Origin of the sequence: Asticcacaulis sp., assembly GCF_051956075.1 — a bacterium.
Taxonomy (GTDB): Bacteria; Pseudomonadota; Alphaproteobacteria; order Caulobacterales; family Caulobacteraceae; genus Asticcacaulis.
Genome location: NZ_JBQCGA010000047.1, coordinates 46412 through 67093, shown reverse-complemented (window position 1 = coordinate 67093; position 20682 = coordinate 46412). Strand labels below are relative to the sequence as shown.

Sequence of the window (20682 nt, the reverse complement as noted above, 5' to 3'; positions counted from 1 at the left end):
TGGCGCAGGTGATTTTGAGTGCGGTGGGGGCCAGTCTGGCGGGGCCGGTGGGTGGGGCCATTGGGCGGGCGATTGGGTCGGCGATTGACCGGACGGCGGTGAATGCGCTTCAGCCGGCGCGGCAGGTCGGGACGCGGCTCAACGGGTTGCAGTTGAGCGGCAGCGCGCAGGGCGATCCGGTGCGGCAGGTGTTCGGCAAGATGCGCGTGGCCGGGACGGTGATCTGGGCGGCGCGGCTGAAAGAAAACCGCACGACGACGCGCGCCAGCAAGACCAGCGTGAAGACCGAAAGCTATGCCTATACGTTATCGTTTGCGGTGGCGCTGTGCGAGGGGCCGATTGACGGGATCGGGCGCATCTGGGCGGACGGGGCGCTCTTGGATACGGCGCAGATCGCGTACCGGCTGTACCTCGGCGATGAGGATCAGGCGCCGGACGCCCTGATCGCGGCCATTGAGGGCGATGCGCCCGCTTATCGCGGCGTCGCCTATCTGGTGTTCGAGGATCTCGATATCACCGCCTTTGGCAACCGCCCGCCCAATCTCAATGTCGAGGTCTTTCGCCGCCCGCGCGGCGCGTTCGTCGATCTGGAAAGCCGCATCGAGGCCGTGTGCCTGATCCCCGGCGCGGGCGAATTCATCTATGCGACGCAGCCGAATGCGCTGCGCACCGGCCTGACCGGGGCGGCGTTCGAGACGCAGCATACGGGCGGGACGGCGACGGATTTCGTCGTTTCGTTCGATCAGTTGCAGGCGCAGTTGCCGAACGTAAAGCGTGTCAATCTGGTGGTGAGCTGGTTCGGTGACAGTCTGGAGGCGGGGAGCTGTCGGGTGCGGCCCGGCGTCGAAAGCGTGGATCGCATCACCGCGCCGTTAAGCTGGTCGGTGGCGGGGTTGAGCCGCAGTGAGGCGCATGTGGTGACGCAGATTGACGGGCGCCCGGCCTATGGCGGCACGCCGTCGGATCAGGTGGTGATCGACGCGATTGCGGCGTTGAAGGCGCGCGGGTTCGAGGTCACCCTGATCCCGTTCATCCTGATGGATTGCGACGGCTTTCCGTGGCGCGGGCGGATTACGTCGAGCCACGATCAGACGGCGGCGGCGGCGGACGATGTGGCGCAGTTTCTGGGCGGGCCGGACGACTGGGGCTTTCGCCGTTTTGTGCTGCATGTCGCGTCTCTGGGCGTGGCGGCGGGCGGGGTCGAGGCGATGGTGCTGGGCTCGGAGCTGCGCGGCCTGACCTGGCTGCGCGATGCGACGGGCGCGTATCCGATGGCAGCGGGGCTGTGCGATCTGGCCGCCGAGGTGCGCGGCGTGGTCGGATCGGGGACGAAGATCGGCTATGGCGCGGACTGGAGCGAATATTTCGGTCATCAGCCGGGAGATGGCCATGCGGTGTTTCATCTCGATCCGTTGTGGGCGGACGCCAATATCGACTTTGTCGGCATCGACTGGTACGCGCCGCTGACCGACTGGCGCGACGGGACGGATCATCTCGACGCGGCGCTGGCGGCGTCCATCTATGACGAAACCTATCTGATGAGCCGGATACGCGGCGGCGAGGGGTTTGACTGGTATTACGCCTCGGAAGCGGATCGCGATGCGCAGGTGCGGACGCCGATCTCCGATGGTGGCTATGGCGAGGATTGGATGTTCCGGCCCAAGGATGTGGCCGGGTGGTGGACGAACGCGCATTACGACCGTCCGGGCGGGGTGCGATCCGCAACGCCGACGGCGTGGACGCCGCAGTCCAAGCCAGTGCGGCTGATCGAGATCGGTTGCGCGGCGATCGACAAGGGGCCGAATTCGCCCAACCTGTTCCTCGATCCGAAAAGTTCCGAGAGCGCGGTTCCGCCCTATTCGAGCGGGATGCGCGACGACCGGGCGCAGCGGACGTGTCTGGACGCCTATCACGCCTTTTATGCGGCCAACAATCCGGTCAGTTCGGTCTATGGTGGGCCGATGCTGGACGGCATGGCGGTATGGTGCTGGGACGCGCGGCCCTATCCGGCCTTTCCGCAACGCTCTGACGTGTGGGGCGATACGGACAACTGGCGCACCGGGCATTGGCTGAATGGGCGGGTCGGGGCGGGCGATGCGCGCAACCTGATCACGGAGATTATGGGGCAGGCGGGGATTGCGCCGGAGCAGCTCGACCTGTCCGAGGTCGAGGGCGATGTGGCGGGTTACGCCTTCGCGCCGCCGCTGAGCGCGAAGGCGGCCCTGACGCCGGTGCTGGCCTGGCTGGGGCTGGAGGTCGCGCCGCGTGGCTTGAGTGTGCGGCTGGTCGGGGCGGCGCATGGCGTTGATCTGACGGTTACACGCGACCAACTGGCCTATCGCGACGCCTCGCCGCTCAAGGCGCGGCGCGATCTGGTCGCGGTTGCGGACAGTTTGACGCTGCGCTGCTACGATCCTGACCGCGATTATCAGACTCAGGCGGTGACGGTGCGGGCGGACGACCGGACGGGGGCGGACCGGAGCGAGGTCGATCTGCCGCTGGCCTTGAGCGAGGCCCAGGCGCGGGCCTATGCGGCCTATCTGTTGCAGAGCGCGCAAGCTGTGCGGCACAGCCTGACGCTCGACGCCGATCCGCTGCTGATGATGCGGCTGCAAACCGGCGACGGGCTGACACTGGAGGGCGACGCCACAGCTTATCGCGTGAGCGGGCTGGACGCCGGGGAGACGCCGAGCGTGACGCTGACGCCTTCTCCTTTGCCGCGCGCGGTGGTGGCGATGGAACCGTCCGGCGGCGGCGCGGCGGGGAATGGCGGTTTGAGCCTGATCACCGGCTTTACGCTGCTGGAGCTGCCGTGTTTCGGGCTGGACGAGACGAATGTGCTGCCGGTTCTGGTGCCGTCGGCCAGCCCGTGGCTGGGCTGCGACGTCTATGCCGGGGCGGGGACGTCGAGTTTGCGCCTGCGCGGGACGGTGGAGGCGATGGCGGGGATCGGGACGCTTTTGACGGCCCTGCCGCCGCAAAGGCGCAACTATCTGCTGCGGGAGGCGGTTTGCGATGTCTATCTTGAAGGCGCGCCGCCGTCGTCCTGCGATCTCGACACCCTCTATGCGGGCGGCAACTTCGTCTGCGTCAAGGCGCAGAATGGGGAATGGGAGATGGTGCAGTATCTCAACGCCACGGCGCTGGGCGAGAGCCGCTATCGCCTGAGCGGGCTGGTGCGCGGACAGTGGGGGACCGAGCAGGCTTTGGCGGCGGGGTTGGCGGAAGGGGCGGCGGTGATCGTGCTGCCGTCGAATTTCGTGCGCGCGGATATGAGCAGTGACGAGCGCGGGCTGAACCGTTTGTTCCGTATCGGGCGTAAGGGGTTCGGCGCGGCGGCGGATGGGGCGCTGGATGTCAATGCGGTGTGGACGGGGCTGGCCCTGCGTCCGCGCGCGCCGGTCTATGGACGGATCGACGCGGAGACGGTGAGCTGGCTGCGTTCGCCGCGTTATGGCGGCAATAGCTGGGAGGGCGAGCCGCCTTTGTGCGAGGAGAGCGAGCTTTATCGCGTGCAGGTTCTGGACGATGACGGCGTGAAGCGGAGCCTTGAGGTCGCCTTGTCGTCCTTCGTCTATACGGCGGCGATGCGGGCGGCGGATTTTCCGGGCGGGCCGACGGCGGAGGCGCGGATCGAGGTCGCGCAAAAATCGGCGGTCTATGGTTATGGTCCGGCCTTGACCATCGCGCTTTAAAATGTTGCTTTTTTGCAACGCTTGCGTCTTGAAAATCGAGCCTGTAGGACACACCTCTTCGCTTTGGAGGTAAGTGTAGTGGCAGGCGATCCATATCAGGAACTGGGTGTGAAGCGCGGCGCCAGCGACGCCGAAATCCAGAAGGCTTTCCGCAAGCTGGCCAAGGAATTGCACCCCGATCAGAACCCCGGCAATACGGCGACCGAGGAGCGCTTCAAGCGCGTGACGGCGGCCTATGACTTTCTGAAAGATTCCGACAAGCGCAAGCGTTACGACAAGGGCGAGATCGACGCCGACGGGCGCGAGACGTTTCAAGGCTTTGGTCGAGGAGGCTTCAACGGCGGCGGACGCAGCGGCGGTTCGCCGTTTGGCGCGGGCGCCGGGGCGGGCGCGCAGTTCGAGGGCATCGACCTTGACGACATCATGGACATGTTCGGCGGCGGCGGAAGGCGCGCTGGCGCGGGCGGCGGTTTTGGCGGCTTCGGCGCCGCGCCGCAGAAGGGCTCTGACCTGCGCCTGAAGCTGGATATCGACCTTCTTGACACCATTGTCGGCAATACGCGCCGCGTCCTTTTGTCGGACGGGCGCACGGTCGATGTCAATATTCCCAAGGGCGCCCATGACGGTCAGACCTTGCGTCTGAAGGGGCAGGGCGCGCCGTCGCCCAATGGCCGCGGACTGCATGGCGACGCGCTGGTCGAACTGCGTCTGAAGCCGCATCCGGTCTTCCGCATGGAGGGCCACGACCTGCATATGGACCTGTTCGTGTCCCTGCCCGACGCCGTGCTGGGCGGCAAGGTGCAGGCGCCGACGCCGGACGGGCCGGTGGCGCTGACCATCGCCAAGGGGACCAATTCCGGCGCCATCATGCGGCTGAAAGGGCGCGGCGCCTATGACGCCAAGGGCGTGGCGCGCGGCGATCTGTTCGCGCATGTCGTCATCGCCCTGCCCGACAAGGCGGACGGCGTTCCCGCCGATCTTCAGGCCGATCTGACGGCGCTGGCCGAAAAGTGGCGCGGCAAGGGCGGCTATGCGCCCTCGGGGCCCGCGCGGCGTAAATAAGCTCCGGGATTTGACATAAAAGGCGACTTCGTTCAGCTAGGGTTCAGGTGTTCGCGCTTATACCTTGGCCTATGAAACAGTCCGCGCTTCTTCTCAGTCTGATGCTCGCCGCAGCCCCGCTGGCTGCGGGCTGGACGTCGTGCGCGCAGGCGGCGCCGTATTTTGACGCGGCGGACCAGCATCAGCGTCGCGGTCGCGATGACGACGCGCAGCGCCAGGTCCAGCGTCCGCAGGACGATGACGCGCAGCGTCGTCCCCCGCCCAATTACAGGCCGCAGGGCGGCGAGAACCGCCGCGACGACCGGATCAACCGCGCCATCGCCGCCGGTGAGGCGCGTGGGCATGTGCTGGATGCGGGCCAGCAGGATGGCTCGACCTTCTGGGTGCGGGTTGACACCGGGCATGGCCGCGTCGATCTGCTGGTCGATGGCCAGACCGGTCGTGTGATAGGAGAGAGATAGTGCGGATACTATTGGCTGAGGACGATCCCGATCTGTCGCGTCAATTGAAAGCCTCGCTGTCCGATGCAGGCTATGTCGTCGATCACGCGCCCGACGGCGAGGAGGCGCATTTTCTGGGCGACACCGAGCCTTATGACTGTGTGATTCTCGATCTGGGCCTGCCCAAGATCGACGGCGTGTCGGTGCTGGAGCGCTGGCGGCGCGACGGCAAGACGACGCCGGTGCTGATCCTGACCGCGCGCGGCGCCTGGAGCGACAAGGTGTCGGGTTTCGACGCCGGCGCCGATGACTATCTGACCAAGCCGTTCCACACCGAAGAATTGCTGGCGCGGCTGCGCGCCCTGGTGCGCCGCGCCGCCGGTCACGCCCAGCCGCTTCTGACCTGCGGCGGGCTGCGGCTCGATCCGCGCGCGGCGCGCGCCTCGGTCAATGGCGAGCCGCTGCGCCTGACCTCGCTCGAATACCGGCTCTTGCATTATCTGATGCTGCATCAGGACCGGGTGATTTCGCGCACCGAACTGGTCGAGCATCTCTACGATCAGGATTTCGACCGCGATTCCAACACCATCGAAGTGTTTATGGGCCGCCTGCGCAAAAAGATCGGCGGCGACCGCATCGAGACGGTGCGCGGCCTCGGTTACCGCCTCAAGCCGCTGCATGACGAGGTCGGCAGTCTGTGAGCGATCCTGCGGCCTCCGGCGCGGCGGTCAGGCGTGAAGGTTTCAGCCTTCGCCGGTTAGGGCCGCGGCTGCTGCGGACGTTGGGCGCGCGCGACTCGCTGGTCGGGCGGCTGATCCGGCTGGCCTCGATCTGGTTCACCGTCGCACTGGTGGTCACCGGCATCGCCCTGACCGCCTATTTCCACGAAGTCACCGTACACCGCTTTCAGGAGCGCGTCGGCCAGATCGCCGACAGCCTGTTTTCGGTCACCAATATCGACGCCGAAGGCATTGACGCCAGCCGCTTCGTCGATGCGCGTTCGGCCATCGTCCATTCCGGTCTTTACTGGCAGGTCGGCGGCGTGGACGCTTCCGGCGCCGTGGTGGGGGCGGTGACCTCGCGCTCCTTGTGGGACAAGCAACTGCCCTTGCCGCCGAACGTGCTGCGCGAGGCGCGCGCCCATAGCGGCGCCAGCGTTTTTTATGACGGGACCGGGCCGGTGGGCGAGCCATTGCGCGTGGCGGTGATCTATTCGCAGATCAATGGCAAGCCCTATGTCTTCATGGCGGGCGAAGATTCCAGCCCGGTCGCGCATGATGTGCGCACCTTCGCCCTGTTGACGGCGGCGGCGCTGCTGGTGCTGGCTCTGGGCGCTTTGGCGGCCATCTTCATTCAGGTGCGCGTCGGCCTGCGCCCCCTGTTCGACCTGACCGACGAGATTGCCCATGTGCAGAGCGGCGAACAGCAGAGGCTGATCAAAACCTATCCGGCGGAAATACAGCCTGTGGCGACGCAGCTCAACGACTTTCTCGACTATGCGCAGGAGGTGGTCGAGCGTCAGCGCATGCATGTCGGCAATCTGGCCCACGCGCTCAAGACGCCCCTGTCGGTGCTGATGACCTCCGCAGGCGACGCCGAAGGCGGGCTGCACGAGACGGTGCGCAAACAGGCTGAAACCATGCGCGCCCAGGTCGATCACCATTTACGCCGCGCCCGCGCCGCCGCCCGCTCCAAGGCGATGGGCGAGCGCACCCCGGTCGAGCCGGTGCTGGACGAGCTGGCCGTCATGCTGGAGCAGGTGTTTCAGGACAAGGGCGTGGTCATCGACTGGCGCGCCGCCGACGATCTGGCCTTTCGCGGCGAACGTCAGGACTTGCAGGAGATCGCCGGCAATCTGCTGGAGAACGCCTGCATCTGGTGCCGTCGCAAGGTGATGATCCATGCCGAGCTGGCGATGGAGCAGAGTCTGGTCCTGTCCATTGAGGACGACGGGCCGGGGCTGGATGAGGCGCGGTTTGACGAGGTGCTGAAACGCGGCGCGCGGCTGGATGAAAGCGTGCCGGGATCGGGGCTGGGCCTGTCCATCGTCGATGAACTGGTGCGCGCCTATGGCGGCGATCTGAGCTTTGGGCGCTCGGTCTGGGGCGGCCTGAAGGTGACGGCGCGCCTGCCCGGCGCGCGGCTTGTGTGAGGTCGGTCAGTTTTTATTAACCGTTTCGCAACCACACTGACCTTTCCCGCACACCCTGGAGCGCTTTTCGATCGGATGGGATCAGATCGGCGCTCCTGATCTTTGTCTTGTCGCTCTTCTTATCCAAAAAGTGGAGGCCACTTTTTGGGAAACGCTTTAATCTGCAAGGATGTCGCTGCATGGCCGCGCCCGGCCGAGACATTGACCCGCATCGTATGGCGCTTCTCAAGGGGCTGATCCAGACCCTGCCGACCGGCGTGTTGCGGTCGCTGGAGACGGCGCGTGGGTTGAGCAAGGACGCCGGTCTGGCCAGCGTGCGCAGTCTGGTCGCCGTCGAACTGGACAGCCGTCAGGTCTGCGAGACGGTGTTTCTGCCGTTTGTGCGCCTGTTTCGATCGCGTGAGGACGGGCTGGAGAGCGTGCAGTTTCCGCGCCGCTGGTTGACGACCATCTGGAAGCAGCTTGAGACGCGCGAAGCCGCGCTCTATCGCGACGCCTTTACGGCCTGTCGCGTCCACCGCGCCGAAGATCCGACGCCGGTGGTGTTTTTCCGTCTCGTCAAGGCGGGCGCGGAGCTTTGCCGCGACGACCCGCAGGCTGTGGCGGCAACGGACGAGCCCGAAGCGCTGGCGCAGGTCGTGGAGCTGGGGCGCTATCTCGACCTGCATCGCATCATGCGTCAGACCCTGAGCCGCCTGCCGGACTTTCTCGGCCGTATGGACGCGGAGAAGGCCGCCGCCCTGCGCGTCCTGTTCAAGGACGCCGCTGAGTTCGAAGACGAGAGCGGCTGTCGTTTTCTGGAGCTTGTGTTCGCCAATCTCGACGATGGCGGTCAGATCGTCAAGCTGATGGCGACCGTGGCCGACCGGCCCAAGGACCGCTTTCTGGCGGAATCCGAACTGGCGTGCTTTGGCGAACGGATTCTGGCGCAGATCGAAACGCGGGTTGCGAAGCTGGGCCGCGATATGGGCGGGCGGGCTCAGGAGGGCGCGGATATGGCGCTGGCCGGACAACAGATCGCGCAGGCGCTCGCGCAATTGCAGATGTTCGAGCACTATATCGAACTGGCGCGCAACGGTCCGTGGGGGCAGCGGGTGGCGGCGGCGCACAAGGAGATCGCCGGTCTGGTCGAGCAGGTGCTGAATGGCGCCGAGCGGCGACTGGCGCAGGCCCTGCCGACGCGCACGGAGCGCATTCATGGCCGCATGAAGCGCGAGGCGCCCGATCTGAGCGCCGTTACGCCGGAGCGGCTGGAGCAGACGCGGCAAATCCTGGCCTTTATCGGTCAGGCGCGCGCCATCGCCGCTTCCGGCGGTTTCGCCAGTCTGCACGCCAAGACCGTGGAGGCGCTGGAGACGCAGATGGACGCCTGGTTCGGCAGCCTGCTGGCCGACGCCAATAGCGGCGACCTCAGCGATGTCGAACTGGCGAGCGAAGCCTTTGAGCGCGTGACCGGGTTGATGCAGGCCCTGTGCGGCGGCGAGAAGGCGAAGACCGCGCGCCGCCGGGTGGCGGCCAGCGAACTGTACCGCCCGCGCGCCAATGCGACCGACGCCGCCTGATACGCCCCTTTGCAAGCCGGACGAATTGCTATTATGTCGGCGGCCATGTTGCTGCTCCTGTTCGTCTGCGTCCTGATCGCCGCGCTTATGGTCGCGCTCGCCGTGCTGTGGCGGCGCCTGAAGCCGTCCGTGGCGCCGCTGGCGCAGGAAAAGGCGCTGTATGCGGGCTTTGTCGCCGATGTCGAGCGGCGGCTGGCGGCGGGCGATCTCGACGCGGCGGCGGCGGACGAGGAAAAGACCGCGGCGGCGCGCGCCCTGCTGAAGGCGGGCGAGGCGGCGACCGGCGGCGAGGTCAGGCCGGTTTATGGCTATGCGATGCTGGGCGGCGTTGCGGTGTTGAGCCTTGCGCTTTATGGCCTGTTCGGGCATCCGCAACTGCGCGATCAGCCGTTCAAGACGCGGCTGGCGGGATGGACCCATACGGCGAAGACAAATCCTGACGCCCTGTCGCCGCAGGCCCTGGCCCTGGTGCTGCGGCAGGGGCGCGAGGGACATGGCGACGATCCGGCCTTCTGGGCGTTTCTGGGTCGGATCGACATGCTGGCCGGGAATAATTATCAGGGCGCGCAGGATTATGAGAAGGCGCGGGCGCTCGATCCGGGGCATTTCACGCACTGGTCGGAACTGGGCGAGGCGCTGACCTTTGTGGCCAATGGCAATGTCGGGCCGGACGCACAGGCGGCGTTCGAGACGGCTCTGGCGCACGACCCAAAGGATTCGCGCGCGCATTTCTATCTCGGCATGGCGGCGGCGGCGCGCGGCGATTACGCGGCGGCGCGCGATCATTACCAGACGGCTCTGGCCGATATGGATGCGCACGATGTCAGCCGCCCGATGGTTCAGCAGGCGCTTGACGGGCTGGCCCCTGCGGAAAAGGCGGCGGATGCTATGAAGGCGCGCATTCACGCCATGGTCGCCTCGCTGTCGGTTCAGCTTAAAGATAATCCTGACAATCCCGACGGCTGGGCGCGGTTGATCCGGTCGTATGACGTGCTGGGCGATGCGGCGGCGAAAGCGCAGGCGGTGGCGGACATGCAGGCGCATTACCGCCGCCAGCCCGCTGTGGCGGCGGACATTCTGGCGCGGTCGCAGGCGGCGGTCGGCGCGGAAGATACGGGATCATCATCATGAGTTTCTGGATCATGAGCTTTTGGCCGAAATCGCATAAGGCGCGCCGCAGACTGACGGTGTTCCTGATCGCGGCGCCAGTGCTGGCGGCGGCGGTGGGGTTGAGCCTCTATGCCTTGCGCGGCACGGTGGTCTATTTCTACACGCCCGCCCAGCTTGACGCCGCGCATGTGGCGGACGGGCGCACCATCCGTCTGGGCGGTCTGGTCAAGCCAGGGACGATCGTGAAATCGCCGGATGGAACCGTGCGCTTTGTGGTGCAGGACAAGCTGGCGACCACGACGGTCAGCTATCGAGGCGAATTACCCGATCTGTTCCGTGAAGGGCAGGGGGTGGTGTGCGAGGGCGTCTGGAAGGGCGGCGCGCTGGCGGCGACGCAGGTGCTGGCCAAGCACGATGAGAAGTATATTCCGAAGAACGTGGCGGACGAATTGAAGAAGCAGGGCGAGTGGCGGCCTGAGTCGGGCATGACAAAATCGCAGGCGCCGCAGAGGCCGTTTTCATGAAGCGCGCAGATGTCAGGCAGCCCCTCACCCGATCGCCTTCGCTGCGCTCTGCTCTCGTCCTCTCCCCTCGTGGAGGGGAGAGGGGAAGGTTGGCGGCGTTATGATCAATGAGATTGGCGATTATGGCCTGATCCTGGCCTTCTGTTTTTCGCTGGGGCAGGCGGCGTCGGTCGCTCTGGGAGGGACGCGGACCTTACGCGGGCTGGGGCGCTGGGCCGAGGGCATGTCGCTGGCGGCGGCGGTCAGCGTGCTGATCAGTTTCGTCGTGCTGATTCACGCCTTCGCGGTCTCGGACTTTTCCGTCGCCAATGTCTATCAGCATTCGCATACCGACAAGCCGCTGCTGTACAAGATTTCCGGCGCCTGGGGCAGCCATGAAGGCTCGATGCTGCTGTGGTGTTCGATCCTGCTGTCTTACGGCGCGCTGATCACGCTTTTGGGGCGCGGCCTGCCGGAGGGGCTGCGGCTCAAGGCGCTGGGCGTGCAGGGGCTGCTGGGCGCGGCCTTTGTCGGTTTTACGCTGTTCTCCTCCAATCCGCTCGACCGCCTGGACCCGGCGCCGGTGCAGGGTTTGTCGCTTAATCCGGCCTTGCAGGATCCGGCCTTGGCCTTCCATCCGCCGATGCTCTATCTTGGCTATGTCGGCTTTTCGGTGGTGTTTTCGTTTGCGGTCGCGGCGCTGATCGAAGGGCGGCTGGACCGCGCCTGGGCGCGCTGGGTCAGGCCGTGGGTGCTGGCGGCGTGGAGCTGTCTGACGCTGGGCATCACATTGGGCGCCTTCTGGGCCTATTATGAACTGGGCTGGGGCGGCTGGTGGGCGTGGGATCCGGTCGAGAACGCCTCCTTCATGCCGTGGCTGGCGGCGACGGCCTTGCTGCACAGCGCCATCGTCATGGAGAAGCGCGACGCGCTCAAGGCGTGGACGGTGTTTCTCGGCCTTCTGGCCTTCACCTTTTCGATGATGGGCGCGTTTCTGGTGCGGTCGGGCCTTCTGACCTCGGTGCATGCCTTTGCGCTCGATCCGGCGCGCGGCATTCTGCTGGCCATCATCCTGTTCATCACGGCGGGGGCGGGGTTCGCCCTGTTCGCCGTGCGCGCGCCGGTTCTGGCGCCGGGTGGATTGTTCGCGCCGGTCAGCCGCGAAGCCTCGCTGGTGCTGAACAATCTCTTGCTGTCGGCGGCCCTGTGTTCGGTGTTCCTCGGCACTTTATATCCGATCCTGATGCAGGCCCTGTTCGACAAGACCATGTCGGTCGGCGCGCCCTATTATATGGCGGTGTTCGCGCCGATCATGACGGCGGCGCTGCTGATCCTGCCGGTCTCGGCCCTGCTGGCGTGGAAGCGCGCCGATCTCAAGGGCGCGCTGCAAAGGCTGGCCGTCGCGTTTGGCGTCGCAGCTTTGGCGGCGGTTGTGGGGACGGTCTTCTATCATGGGCCGCTTCTGAGTGAGATGGTTTTCGGACTGGGCCTGCTGGTCGGTTTCTGGCTGATTGCGGGGACGGTGAGGGCCTTGCTGTTGCGGATTGATTTCAAGCCATCGCGCCTGCGCGCTGTCCCGCTGGCTTTTTACGGCATGGTTCTGGCGCATGCGGGGCTGGGCGTCTTCGTGCTGGGCGCGGTGGTCGAGGGGCATGAGCGCGTCAGCGTGCAGCAGCCGATGGCCGCAGGCGATACGGTGCATCTGGGCCGCTATGACATGCGTTTCCAAGGCGTGTCGTCAAAGCCGGGCAAGAATTACGACGCGCAGGTGGGCCATTTCGATATCACGGACTCAAGCGGGCGTCTGGTCTGCGCCGCGCAGCCGCAGCGCCGCTTCTATCCGGCGTCAAACGACATGCAGTCCAAGGTCGCCCTGTGCTTCCAGCCGCTGACGGACCTCTATGTCGTCATGGCGCAGCCGAGCGTGACGGCGCAGGGCAAGGCCGGGTATCAGGTGCGCTTCTTCGTCAATCCGTGGGTGCGGCTGATCTTTTTCGGACCGCTGCTGATGGCGCTGGGCGGGGTTTTGTCGCTGAGCGATCAGCGCCTTAGGCTGGGCGTCGCGGCGCGGAAGGCGCGCGCATGAGGCGTCTGATCCTGCTCCTTCTGTTGCTGCCGTCCATCGCCTGCGCCGATCCGGGCATCGACGAGGCGCGGGCGCAAAAACTGTTCAGCGAAGTGCGCTGCGTGCAGTGCCAGAGCGAGAGCATTGCCGATTCCGACGCCGCCATCGCCGCCGACATGCGCCGCGAGGTGCGCGCCGATATCGCCAGGGGCATGAGCGACGCGCAGATACGCCGTTCGCTCTACGATCATTATGGCGATTATGTGCTGTTTCGCCCTCGCCTGACCAAAAGCAACCTGATTTTGTGGGCTTTACCGCCTCTGATTGCGCTGATCGGCGTGGCCCTGCTGTTGATGCGAAGAAAAAATCCAGAAAATTCAGAGAATTCGCCTCTAAGCGCCGAGGAACGAAAAAAACTTCAGGAACTCTTGAAGAAGCACGATTGACGTCACGATTTTGCCGTATCGCTTTAGTTTAGTCCCAAAGCGTGGAATTGAGCGTTTTTCGGTTGTCTTTGCGCAGCAGACACGGTCAGATGCCGCCGGAAACGCCCGTGCTAGATTTAAGGATATAGGTAGCGATTATGGGGAACTGGAACTTCAAGGCCTTGCTCAAAAACAAGTCGATGATCGCGGGCAGCGTGGTCGGGCTGGTGCTGGGCGCCGGGGTCGCGGGCGCGGCGGTTTCCGGCCTGGGTCAGGCTGAGTCCGCCGGTTTTGACGGCGCCAAGCTGGTCAAGGCGGGCGATCTGACGCCGGTGTCGCCGCCTGCGGGCGCGCCCCTGTCGTTCGCCGACCTGATCGAGCATGTCTCGCCCGCCGTCGTCTCGATCGAGACGACCGGCAAGATCAAGGTCGATCCCAGCGACTTCCCCGGCCTGCCCGGCTTTTCCGTCCCCGGTCAGGACGGCGGCGCCGGCGCTCCGCCCAAGGAGCAGGAGGTGCGCGGCGCCGGATCCGGCTTCTTCATCACGGCGGACGGCTATATCGTCACCAACAACCACGTCATTGACGGCGCCGACGACATTACGGTCAAGCTGACCAATGACAAGGAGCTGAAGGCCAAGGTGGTGGGCCGAGATCCGGCCACCGATCTGGCTGTGCTGAAGGTCGAGGGCAATGATTTCCCATTCGTGCGCTTTGAGCTGGACCACAAGCCGCGCGTCGGCGACTGGGTCGTCGCCATGGGCAATCCGTTCAACTTCTCCAATACGGCCACGGCGGGCATCGTTTCGGCCTATGGCCGCGACCTGCACGATTCCGGCGCCGCCGACTATGTTGATTATCTGCAGATCGACGCCGCCATCAACCGGGGCAATTCCGGCGGCCCGACCTTCGACATGTACGGCAAGGTGATCGGCATCAACACCGCCATCGTCACCCCGTCGGGCGCCAATGCGGGCGTCGGCTTCGCCATTCCGGCGGACGTGGCGGCCAAGATCACGACCAAGCTGATGAAGGGCGAGGTCATCCAGCGCGGCTATGTCGGCATTTCCATCCTGCCGCTGACCAAGGACGTCGCCGATTCGCTCGGCGTCACCGATCTGGACGGCGCCTATGTCACCGACGTCAATAAGGGCGGCCCCGCCGACAAGGCCGGCATGCAGCCGGGCGACATTGTGCGGACGGTCAACGGCGCCGAGGTCAAGTCGCCGACCGACCTGACCCGCCGCATCGCTGACGTGCAGGTCGGCGACAAGGTCAATGTCGGCGTGCTGCGCGGCGGTAAGATGGTCAATCTGACCATCACCGCGGCCCTGCGTCCGTCCGAAGACCAGTTGTCGAGCCTGCTCAACGGCGGCAAGCCGGACGATAACAGCGCCGGTCCGAACGCGCCTGCGGGCGCCGCGCCGGTCATCGGCCTCAGCGTCAAGGCGATCACGCCGGATGCGCGCCGCGCCTACGGGCTGGGCGAGGACATCAAGGGCTTGGTGATCTCGGATGTCGATGACAATTCCGACGCGGGCCAGAAGGGCGTCAAGCCCGGCGATGTGATCGTGCAGGCCAATGGCCAGCCGGTCGCGACCCCGGCTGACTTCGCCCGCATCGTCGCCGACATGCAGAAGGCGGGGCGTCCGTCCATCCTGCTGCTGATCAACCGCGACGGCCGCAACGTGCCGCTGCCGCTTAACCTGAAAGCGAACGACGCCAAGACGGACGGCGCCAAGAAGTAAGTCCTTTACGGACCTTGCTAAATTTTAAGAAGAAAAGGGTCGTAACTGATGTTATGACCCTTTTTGCTGTTCTGACTGCAAAGGGTCCGCCATGAATGTCCTGATTGTCGAAGACGACGCCGACGCCGCCGCGCACATGCAGCGCGGCCTGAAAGAGGCGGGCATCACGGCGCGGCTGGCGGGCGACGGCGCGCAGGGGCTGGAGGCGGTGCGCGCGGAACGCCCCGACGTCATCATCCTCGACCGCATGATGCCGGTCATGGACGGGGTGACCATGTTGCAGCATATGCGCGACGAAGGTCTGGACGTGCCGGTGCTGTTCCTGTCGGCCCTGGGCGAGCTGGAGGACCGCGTGTCGGGCCTGCGCGCCGGGGCGGACGACTATCTGGTCAAGCCCTACGCCCTGACCGAACTGATCGCGCGCGTCGAGGCGCTGGGCCGCCGCAAGGACAAGGCCGAGATCGAAACGATCCTGCGCGTCGGCGATCTGGAAATGAACCTGATCTCGCGCGTGGTGAAGCGCCAGACCACGATCATCGACCTGCAACCGCGCGAATTTCAACTGCTGGAATTCCTGATGCGCCACGCCGGGCAGAGCGTGACGCGCACCATGTTGCTGGAAAAGGTCTGGTCCTATCATTTCGACCCGCAGACCAATGTGATCGACGTGCATATTTCCCGCCTGCGCGCCAAGCTGGACAAGGGTTTCGACCGCCCCATGCTGCATACGGTGCGCGGCGAGGGCTATCAGTTGAAGGCGTAAGGGCTTGGCCGATCCCGACACCGGCGGCGCGGCGCTTTCCAGTCCCGGCCCATCCTCAACCGGCCTATGGTCGCGGCTGGACGGGCTGGGCCTGTTCCGGCCCAACTTCTTCCGGCAGACGCCGTTCCGCCTGACCCTGGTGTTTCTGGCCGTGTACGTGTTCGCGGCGGGCATGGTGTTCGGCTATATTTATCTGGCCACCTCGACCGAGTCGCGCGCCTATGGCGACGCGGCGATCAGCGCGCGGCTCAATATGTATAAGGCGCTCGACGCGCAGTCGGGCCACGCCGCCGTGGTCGGGCGCATCCTGACCGATGACGCGCCCGAATGGGTGTTCGCCAAGGGCGCCTTCGACAGCTCCGGTCAGATTCTGGCGCAGAATATGCGCGCGCGTATGGAGGGGCGCGGCCTGCCCGATGCGGTGATCCAGCAGGCGCTGAAAACCGTCTCGGCCAGCAATCCGACCACGACGATCAACTATTTTTCGCCCTCGGCCAACGATCCGCAGCATTGCTGCCGCTTTCAGGGCCGGGTGCTGCGGCTCGACGACAGCTTCTATATCTATGTGGCGATGGATATGTCGTGGGCCGATCACGGCTTTCAGCAGGAGGTCAACGCCGTTGTCGGCGGCGGGCTGCTGGTGATCGTGCTGGGCCTGTTCGCGGGCACGCTGATCAATCAGGAGGTGTCGCGCTCGGTGCAGCGCGTGACCAATGTGCTGAGCCAGGTCAGCGAAGGCAATCTCAAGGCGCGCATCGCGGTGCGCGAATCCGGCGACGAATTCGACGCCCTGTCTTTACGCATCAATCAGACGCTCGATCGCATGGAAAAGACGATGGGCAATCTGAAATATGCGGGCGACGCCATTGCGCACGATCTGAGATCGCCGCTGTCGCGCCTGCGCACACGGATTGAGGTCTCGCTGCTGGAGGTCGAAAAGAAGGGCGGCGATCCGGTGGCGCGCGAGGCTCTGGCCGGGGCGCTCGACGAGACCGATCAGCTTTTGCGCACCTTCCAGACTGTGTTCGCGATTTCGCGTTTGCAGGCCGCCGGGCAGGCGCCGGATCAGAAGCTGTTTTCCGCCAGCGAACTGGCCGCCGATTTCGGCGAGCTGTTCGAAGCGGTCGCCGCCGATAAGGGGCTGGATTTCGAGGCGGAGATCGAGCCTGAGGTGCGCGCCTACGGCAATCGCGATTTCCTGGCGCAGGCCCTGGCCAATCTGCTCGACAACGCCATCAAATATACGCCGTCGGGCGGGGTGACCTTCCGTCTGCGCCGCACCTCGCAGGCCGAGATCGAATTTTCGGTCACCGACACCGGCCCCGGCGTGCCGGAACAGGACCGCGCCCGCATCACCGAACGCTTTGTGCGTCTGGAGAACAGCCGCACCCTGCCGGGCGTGGGCCTTGGCCTCAGCATGGTCGAGGCGGTGGCGATCGCGCATGGCGGGCGTTTCGAGGTCGCCGAAGGGCCGGGCGTCTATGACGGCAAGGGGCCGGGTTTGCGCACCGCGCTGGTCCTGCCGCCGGTGGGGTAGGCTAACCCTAAGTCGGGCTTGGATTTTCCGTCGAGTCGGGTTTAAGTAAGAAACCTGACACCCAAAAGAAACTTCGGCGGAAACGATCACACGCGGCATGGCGGACGCACTGTTTTCCTCACTTCTCGACCGGCTGCATCCGTGCGGTCCCGTTCTGGCGGGATCGAACAGCGATTTCGTGTTCGAGATGCTGTACGAGGTGGCGAAGGCCGAGGGCTGGCGCGAGGTGTTGGCGGAAGCCGAACCGGCCTTGCGTCCGGTGGTGGCGGCGTCGCCCTATCTGTCGGGCCTGATGCGCCGCGACCCGCAGCGGCTGCGCGAAACCCTGATCACGGCGCCGGAAGCGCGGCTGAAGGCGATCCTGCTGGCGGTCGAGGCGATGGGTCAGCAGGCGCTGATCGTTGAGGCGCCCGATATGGCGGCGGCCAGAAAAGTTCTGCGTCACCTCAAGGCCGACTGCCATCTGCTGACGGCGTTGGCCGATCTGGGCGGGGTGTGGTCGCTGGATCAGGTGACGGCGGCCCTGTCGCGCTTCGCCGACGCGGTGACCGCGACGGCCCTGGCCCTGGTTGTGCGCGAGGAGCGCGACCGCGGGCGGCTGCGGCCCGACGCGGATTTGCATGGCGAGCGCGGCGTGCTGCCGGGTCTGTTCGTGCTGGCCATGGGCAAGCACGGCGCGGGCGAGCTCAACTATTCCTCCGATATCGACATCACCTTCTTCGCCGAGATGGACCAGTTGCCGGTGACGGACAGCGTCGATCCGCAAAGCTTCGCCGACCGGGTGGCGCGCGGGGTCTCGACCCTGTTGTCCGAGCGCACGGCGGACGGCTATGTCTTTCGCGTCGATCTGCGTCTGCGGCCCGATCCGTCCTCGACGCCTACCGTGGTCAGCGTGCCGTTCGCGCTGCATTACTACGAATCCGTCGGGCAGAACTGGGAGCGCGCCGCCTTCATCAAGGCGCGGCCCGTGGCGGGCGACGCGGTGGCGGCGCAGAGCTTCATGCAGGATCTGACGCCGTTTGTCTGGCGGCGATCGCTCGACTATCCGGCCATTGCCGACGTGCATTCGATCAAGCGCCAGATCCACGTCTATAAGGTCGATGAGCGGCTGGAGGCGGCGGGCGCCAATCTCAAACTGGGGGCGGGCGGCATTCGCGAGATCGAATTCTTCGCCCAGACCCAGCAGCTTATCCTGGGCGGTCGCGATCCGTCGCTGCGGTCGCGGCGCACGCTCGACGCGCTGGACGGGCTGCGCCGCGCCGGGCATCTGGCCCCCGCCGTCGCCAAGGAGCTGAAACAGGCCTATATCCGGCTGCGCAACTGGGAGCATCGCGTGCAGATGCTCAATGACGAGCAGACGCATGAACTGCCGGAGAACGAGGAGGACCGGCTGCGCGTGGCGGCCTTGTCGGGCTTCGCCAACCTGTCGCGTTTCGATCTGGCGGTGTCGCGCACCCTGCGGCTGGTCAACGGCCATTATGGCGAGCTGTTTTCCGAGGACGAGCCCTTGTCCTCCGCCTTCGGCAGCCTGGTCTTCACCGGGGTCGAGGACGATCCTGAAACGCTGAAGACGCTCAAGCGCATGGGCTTCGACCACCCGGAGCAGGTGTCGGCCACCATCCGCTCATGGCACCACGGACGCATTCCGGCGACGCGCTCCGAGCGCGGGCGCGAGCTGTTCACGCGGCTGGCGCCGCGCCTACTGGAGGCGCTGCACGAGACCGGCAATCCGTCGATCGCCTTTACGCGCTTTGCGGTCTTTTTCGCCACGCTTAACGCCGGGGTGCAGATTCAGTCGCTGCTGCTGGCCAATCCCAAACTGTTCCGCACCGTGGTCGAGATCATGGGCTTTTCGCCGCGTCTGGCGCAGATGCTGGCGCGCGATCCGACCGCGTTCGACGCCATGCTGGACGCCGGTTTCTTCGATCCGCTCGGCGAGGAGGTCGAGGGCATTGTCGCCGCCGAGGCCGGTCGCGTCGCACAGGAACTGGAGCCGGTGATGAACGCCCTGCGCCGCGTCGGGCGCGAGCAGCAGTTCCGCATCGGCATGCAGGTTCTGTCGGGCCGTCTCGACACCGAGGCGGCGGGCGCGGCCTATGCGCGGCTGGCCGACGCCTGCCTCAACCATCTGGCGCCGCTGGCCATGGAGGATGTGCGCCGTCAGGCGGGCGATCTGGGCGGGCAGGTGGCGATTATCGCCCTGGGCAAGCTCGGCTCGATGGAGATGACGGCGACCTCCGATCTCGACCTGATGGCCATCTATCTGCCCGACGATCCGTCCTCGGCCTCGTCGCTCAAGGGCTGGGCGCCGGAGACCTTTTTCGGGCGCTTCACCCAGCGTTTGATTGCGGCGGTGTCGGCGCCGACGCACGAGGGGCGGCTTTATGAGATCGACCTGAAGCTGCGGCCTTCCGGCGCCAAGGGGCCGGTGGCGGTGTCGCTGGCGGCGTTCGAGAACTATTATACGCGCGAGGCCGACACCTGGGAGTTTCTGGCCCTGACGCGCGCGCGGGTGGTGTGGGCGTCAAGCGTGGACTTCGCCGATCTGGCGCGGCTGAAGATCGAGACCATGCTGCGCCGCCAGCGCAATTCTGGCGAGACGGCGCTCGACGTGCTGGCCATGCGCGCCCTGATGGAGAAGGAGCGTCCGGCCAAGGGGTTCTGGGACTTCAAGCTGGCGGTCGGCGGGCAGGTCGATTGCGAGTTCGCCGCGCAGTATCTGCAACTGATCCATGCGGCGGCGGGCGGGCCGTTGCGCGTCGGGACGCTTCAGGCCCTGTCGGCCATGCAGCGCGCCGGGCTGGCCCCGGCGGCGGACATCGAGGCGCTCAGCGTCGCGTGGAAGGTGCAGCAGTCGCTGGCCCAGGTCATGCGCGTGTCGCTGACCGAGTTCGACGACCCGCACAACGAGCCGGAGGCGTTTCAGCGCAAGCTGGCGCGCGCCGTGCATACCCGCCGACTCGACACGCTGGAGAAGAAGCTCAAGGATATTCGCAAGCGCGCGAGAACGGCGTTCGAGAAAATCGTCAGCCCCGGCGACGGATAGCGGGCCTCCGAGTCGTGAAATGCGTCAGAGGCCGCCGATGTGGCGGCTGATTTACAGGAATGACGCCCGTGACACAGATGTCCCTATCGCGCATCGCCTTTGTCTCCGTCGCCGCCGTCGCGGCGCTTCTCGTCGCCGGTTCGGCCTCCGCGCAAGGCTGGGGCGGCAGACATGGCGGCGGACAGGGCGGCGGCATGATGAGCCGCTACGATACGGACGGCGACGGCAAGATCAGCCTGGCCGAATACGAAGCCGCCCGTCAGAAAATGTTTACGCGCATGGACGCCGATAATAACGGCGCCATCAGCTTCGCCGAGATCGACGCCCAGGAAGCGGCCATGCAGCAGCGTATGCAGAGCATGGGCAATGGACGCGGCGGCGATCGCATGAAGGCCCGCATGGATCAGCTCAAGGCCGCCGATACGAACGGCGACCAGTCGATCTCCAGCGACGAGTTCAAGGCGGCGGCGGACGCCGAGTTCAAGGCGCTGGATACGAATGGCGACGGCTTTATCGACGCGAACGAAGCCGCTGCGATGATGAAGCGTTAGGCGGCGTGTGAGGCTTGTGCTAA

General features: G+C 65.8%; 15 protein-coding genes. All 15 read left to right on the top strand.

All coding sequences use genetic code 11. From position 1 onward, the window contains the following. The first annotated feature begins 8 nt into the window (after nt 1-8). The 15 genes from ACTHLA_RS12155 (at nt 9) to ACTHLA_RS12085 (ending at nt 20659) form a co-directional block, all read left to right on the top strand. Nucleotides 9-3695 carry a baseplate multidomain protein megatron gene (locus ACTHLA_RS12155; protein ID WP_440189555.1) on the top strand — a complete coding sequence of 1229 codons (3687 nt, stop codon included), beginning with the start codon at nt 9-11 and terminating at the stop codon, nt 3693-3695. A 78-nt stretch (nt 3696-3773) separates the two neighbouring features. Continuing rightward, nucleotides 3774-4757 carry a DnaJ C-terminal domain-containing protein gene (locus tag ACTHLA_RS12150; RefSeq protein ID WP_440189428.1) on the top strand — a complete coding sequence of 328 codons (984 nt, stop codon included), beginning with the start codon at nt 3774-3776 and terminating at the stop codon, nt 4755-4757. A 71-nt stretch (nt 4758-4828) separates the two neighbouring features. Next, nucleotides 4829-5218, top strand: a complete 390-nt coding sequence (locus ACTHLA_RS12145; protein ID WP_440189425.1) for a hypothetical protein — start codon at nt 4829-4831, stop codon at nt 5216-5218. Beyond that, complete coding sequence (locus tag ACTHLA_RS12140) at nt 5218-5898, top strand: response regulator transcription factor (protein WP_440189422.1); 681 nt, start codon at nt 5218-5220, stop codon at nt 5896-5898. The genes ACTHLA_RS12145 and ACTHLA_RS12140 overlap by 1 nt, the downstream gene beginning before the upstream one ends. Then, the gene (locus ACTHLA_RS12135) at nt 5895-7349 is read left to right on the top strand and encodes a sensor histidine kinase (RefSeq protein ID WP_440189419.1); all 1455 of its coding nucleotides are present in this window, start codon (nt 5895-5897) and stop codon (nt 7347-7349) included. The genes ACTHLA_RS12140 and ACTHLA_RS12135 overlap by 4 nt, the downstream gene beginning before the upstream one ends. A gap of 179 nt (nt 7350-7528) precedes the next feature. After that, entirely contained in the window at nt 7529-8911 is a 1383-nt protein-coding gene (locus ACTHLA_RS12130) for a hypothetical protein (RefSeq protein ID WP_440189416.1), read from the top strand. Between the two features lie 33 nt (nt 8912-8944). Next, nucleotides 8945-10042: a c-type cytochrome biogenesis protein CcmI gene (ccmI, locus tag ACTHLA_RS12125; RefSeq protein WP_440189413.1), complete on the top strand. Its 1098-nt coding sequence runs from the start codon at nt 8945-8947 to the stop codon at nt 10040-10042. Between the two features lie 11 nt (nt 10043-10053). Next, nucleotides 10054-10545, top strand: coding sequence for a cytochrome c maturation protein CcmE (ccmE, locus tag ACTHLA_RS12120; protein WP_440189552.1), 492 nt, complete (start codon nt 10054-10056; stop codon nt 10543-10545). A gap of 100 nt (nt 10546-10645) precedes the next feature. Continuing rightward, nucleotides 10646-12610, top strand: coding sequence for a heme lyase CcmF/NrfE family subunit (locus ACTHLA_RS12115; protein WP_440189410.1), 1965 nt, complete (start codon nt 10646-10648; stop codon nt 12608-12610). Then, on the top strand, nt 12607-13035 hold the full coding sequence (locus ACTHLA_RS12110; protein ID WP_440189407.1) for a cytochrome c-type biogenesis protein: 429 nt from the start codon (nt 12607-12609) through the stop codon (nt 13033-13035). Before ACTHLA_RS12115 ends, ACTHLA_RS12110 begins: the two co-directional genes overlap by 4 nt. 137 nt (nt 13036-13172) lie before the next feature. Then, on the top strand, nt 13173-14762 hold the full coding sequence (locus ACTHLA_RS12105) for a Do family serine endopeptidase (RefSeq protein ID WP_440189404.1): 1590 nt from the start codon (nt 13173-13175) through the stop codon (nt 14760-14762). Nucleotides 14763-14853: 91 nt separating this feature from the next. After that, nucleotides 14854-15525 (top strand): response regulator transcription factor, encoded by a 672-nt coding sequence (locus ACTHLA_RS12100; protein WP_440189401.1) that lies wholly within the window; start codon nt 14854-14856, stop codon nt 15523-15525. 4 nt (nt 15526-15529) lie between these two features. After that, on the top strand, nt 15530-17062 hold the full coding sequence (locus ACTHLA_RS12095; RefSeq protein ID WP_440189398.1) for an ATP-binding protein: 1533 nt from the start codon (nt 15530-15532) through the stop codon (nt 17060-17062). 97 nt (nt 17063-17159) lie between these two features. After that, on the top strand, nt 17160-20108 hold the full coding sequence (locus ACTHLA_RS12090; protein WP_440189395.1) for a bifunctional [glutamine synthetase] adenylyltransferase/[glutamine synthetase]-adenylyl-L-tyrosine phosphorylase: 2949 nt from the start codon (nt 17160-17162) through the stop codon (nt 20106-20108). A gap of 77 nt (nt 20109-20185) precedes the next feature. Continuing rightward, nucleotides 20186-20659: an EF-hand domain-containing protein gene (locus ACTHLA_RS12085; RefSeq protein ID WP_440189549.1), complete on the top strand. Its 474-nt coding sequence runs from the start codon at nt 20186-20188 to the stop codon at nt 20657-20659. Nucleotides 20660-20682 lie beyond the last annotated feature (23 nt).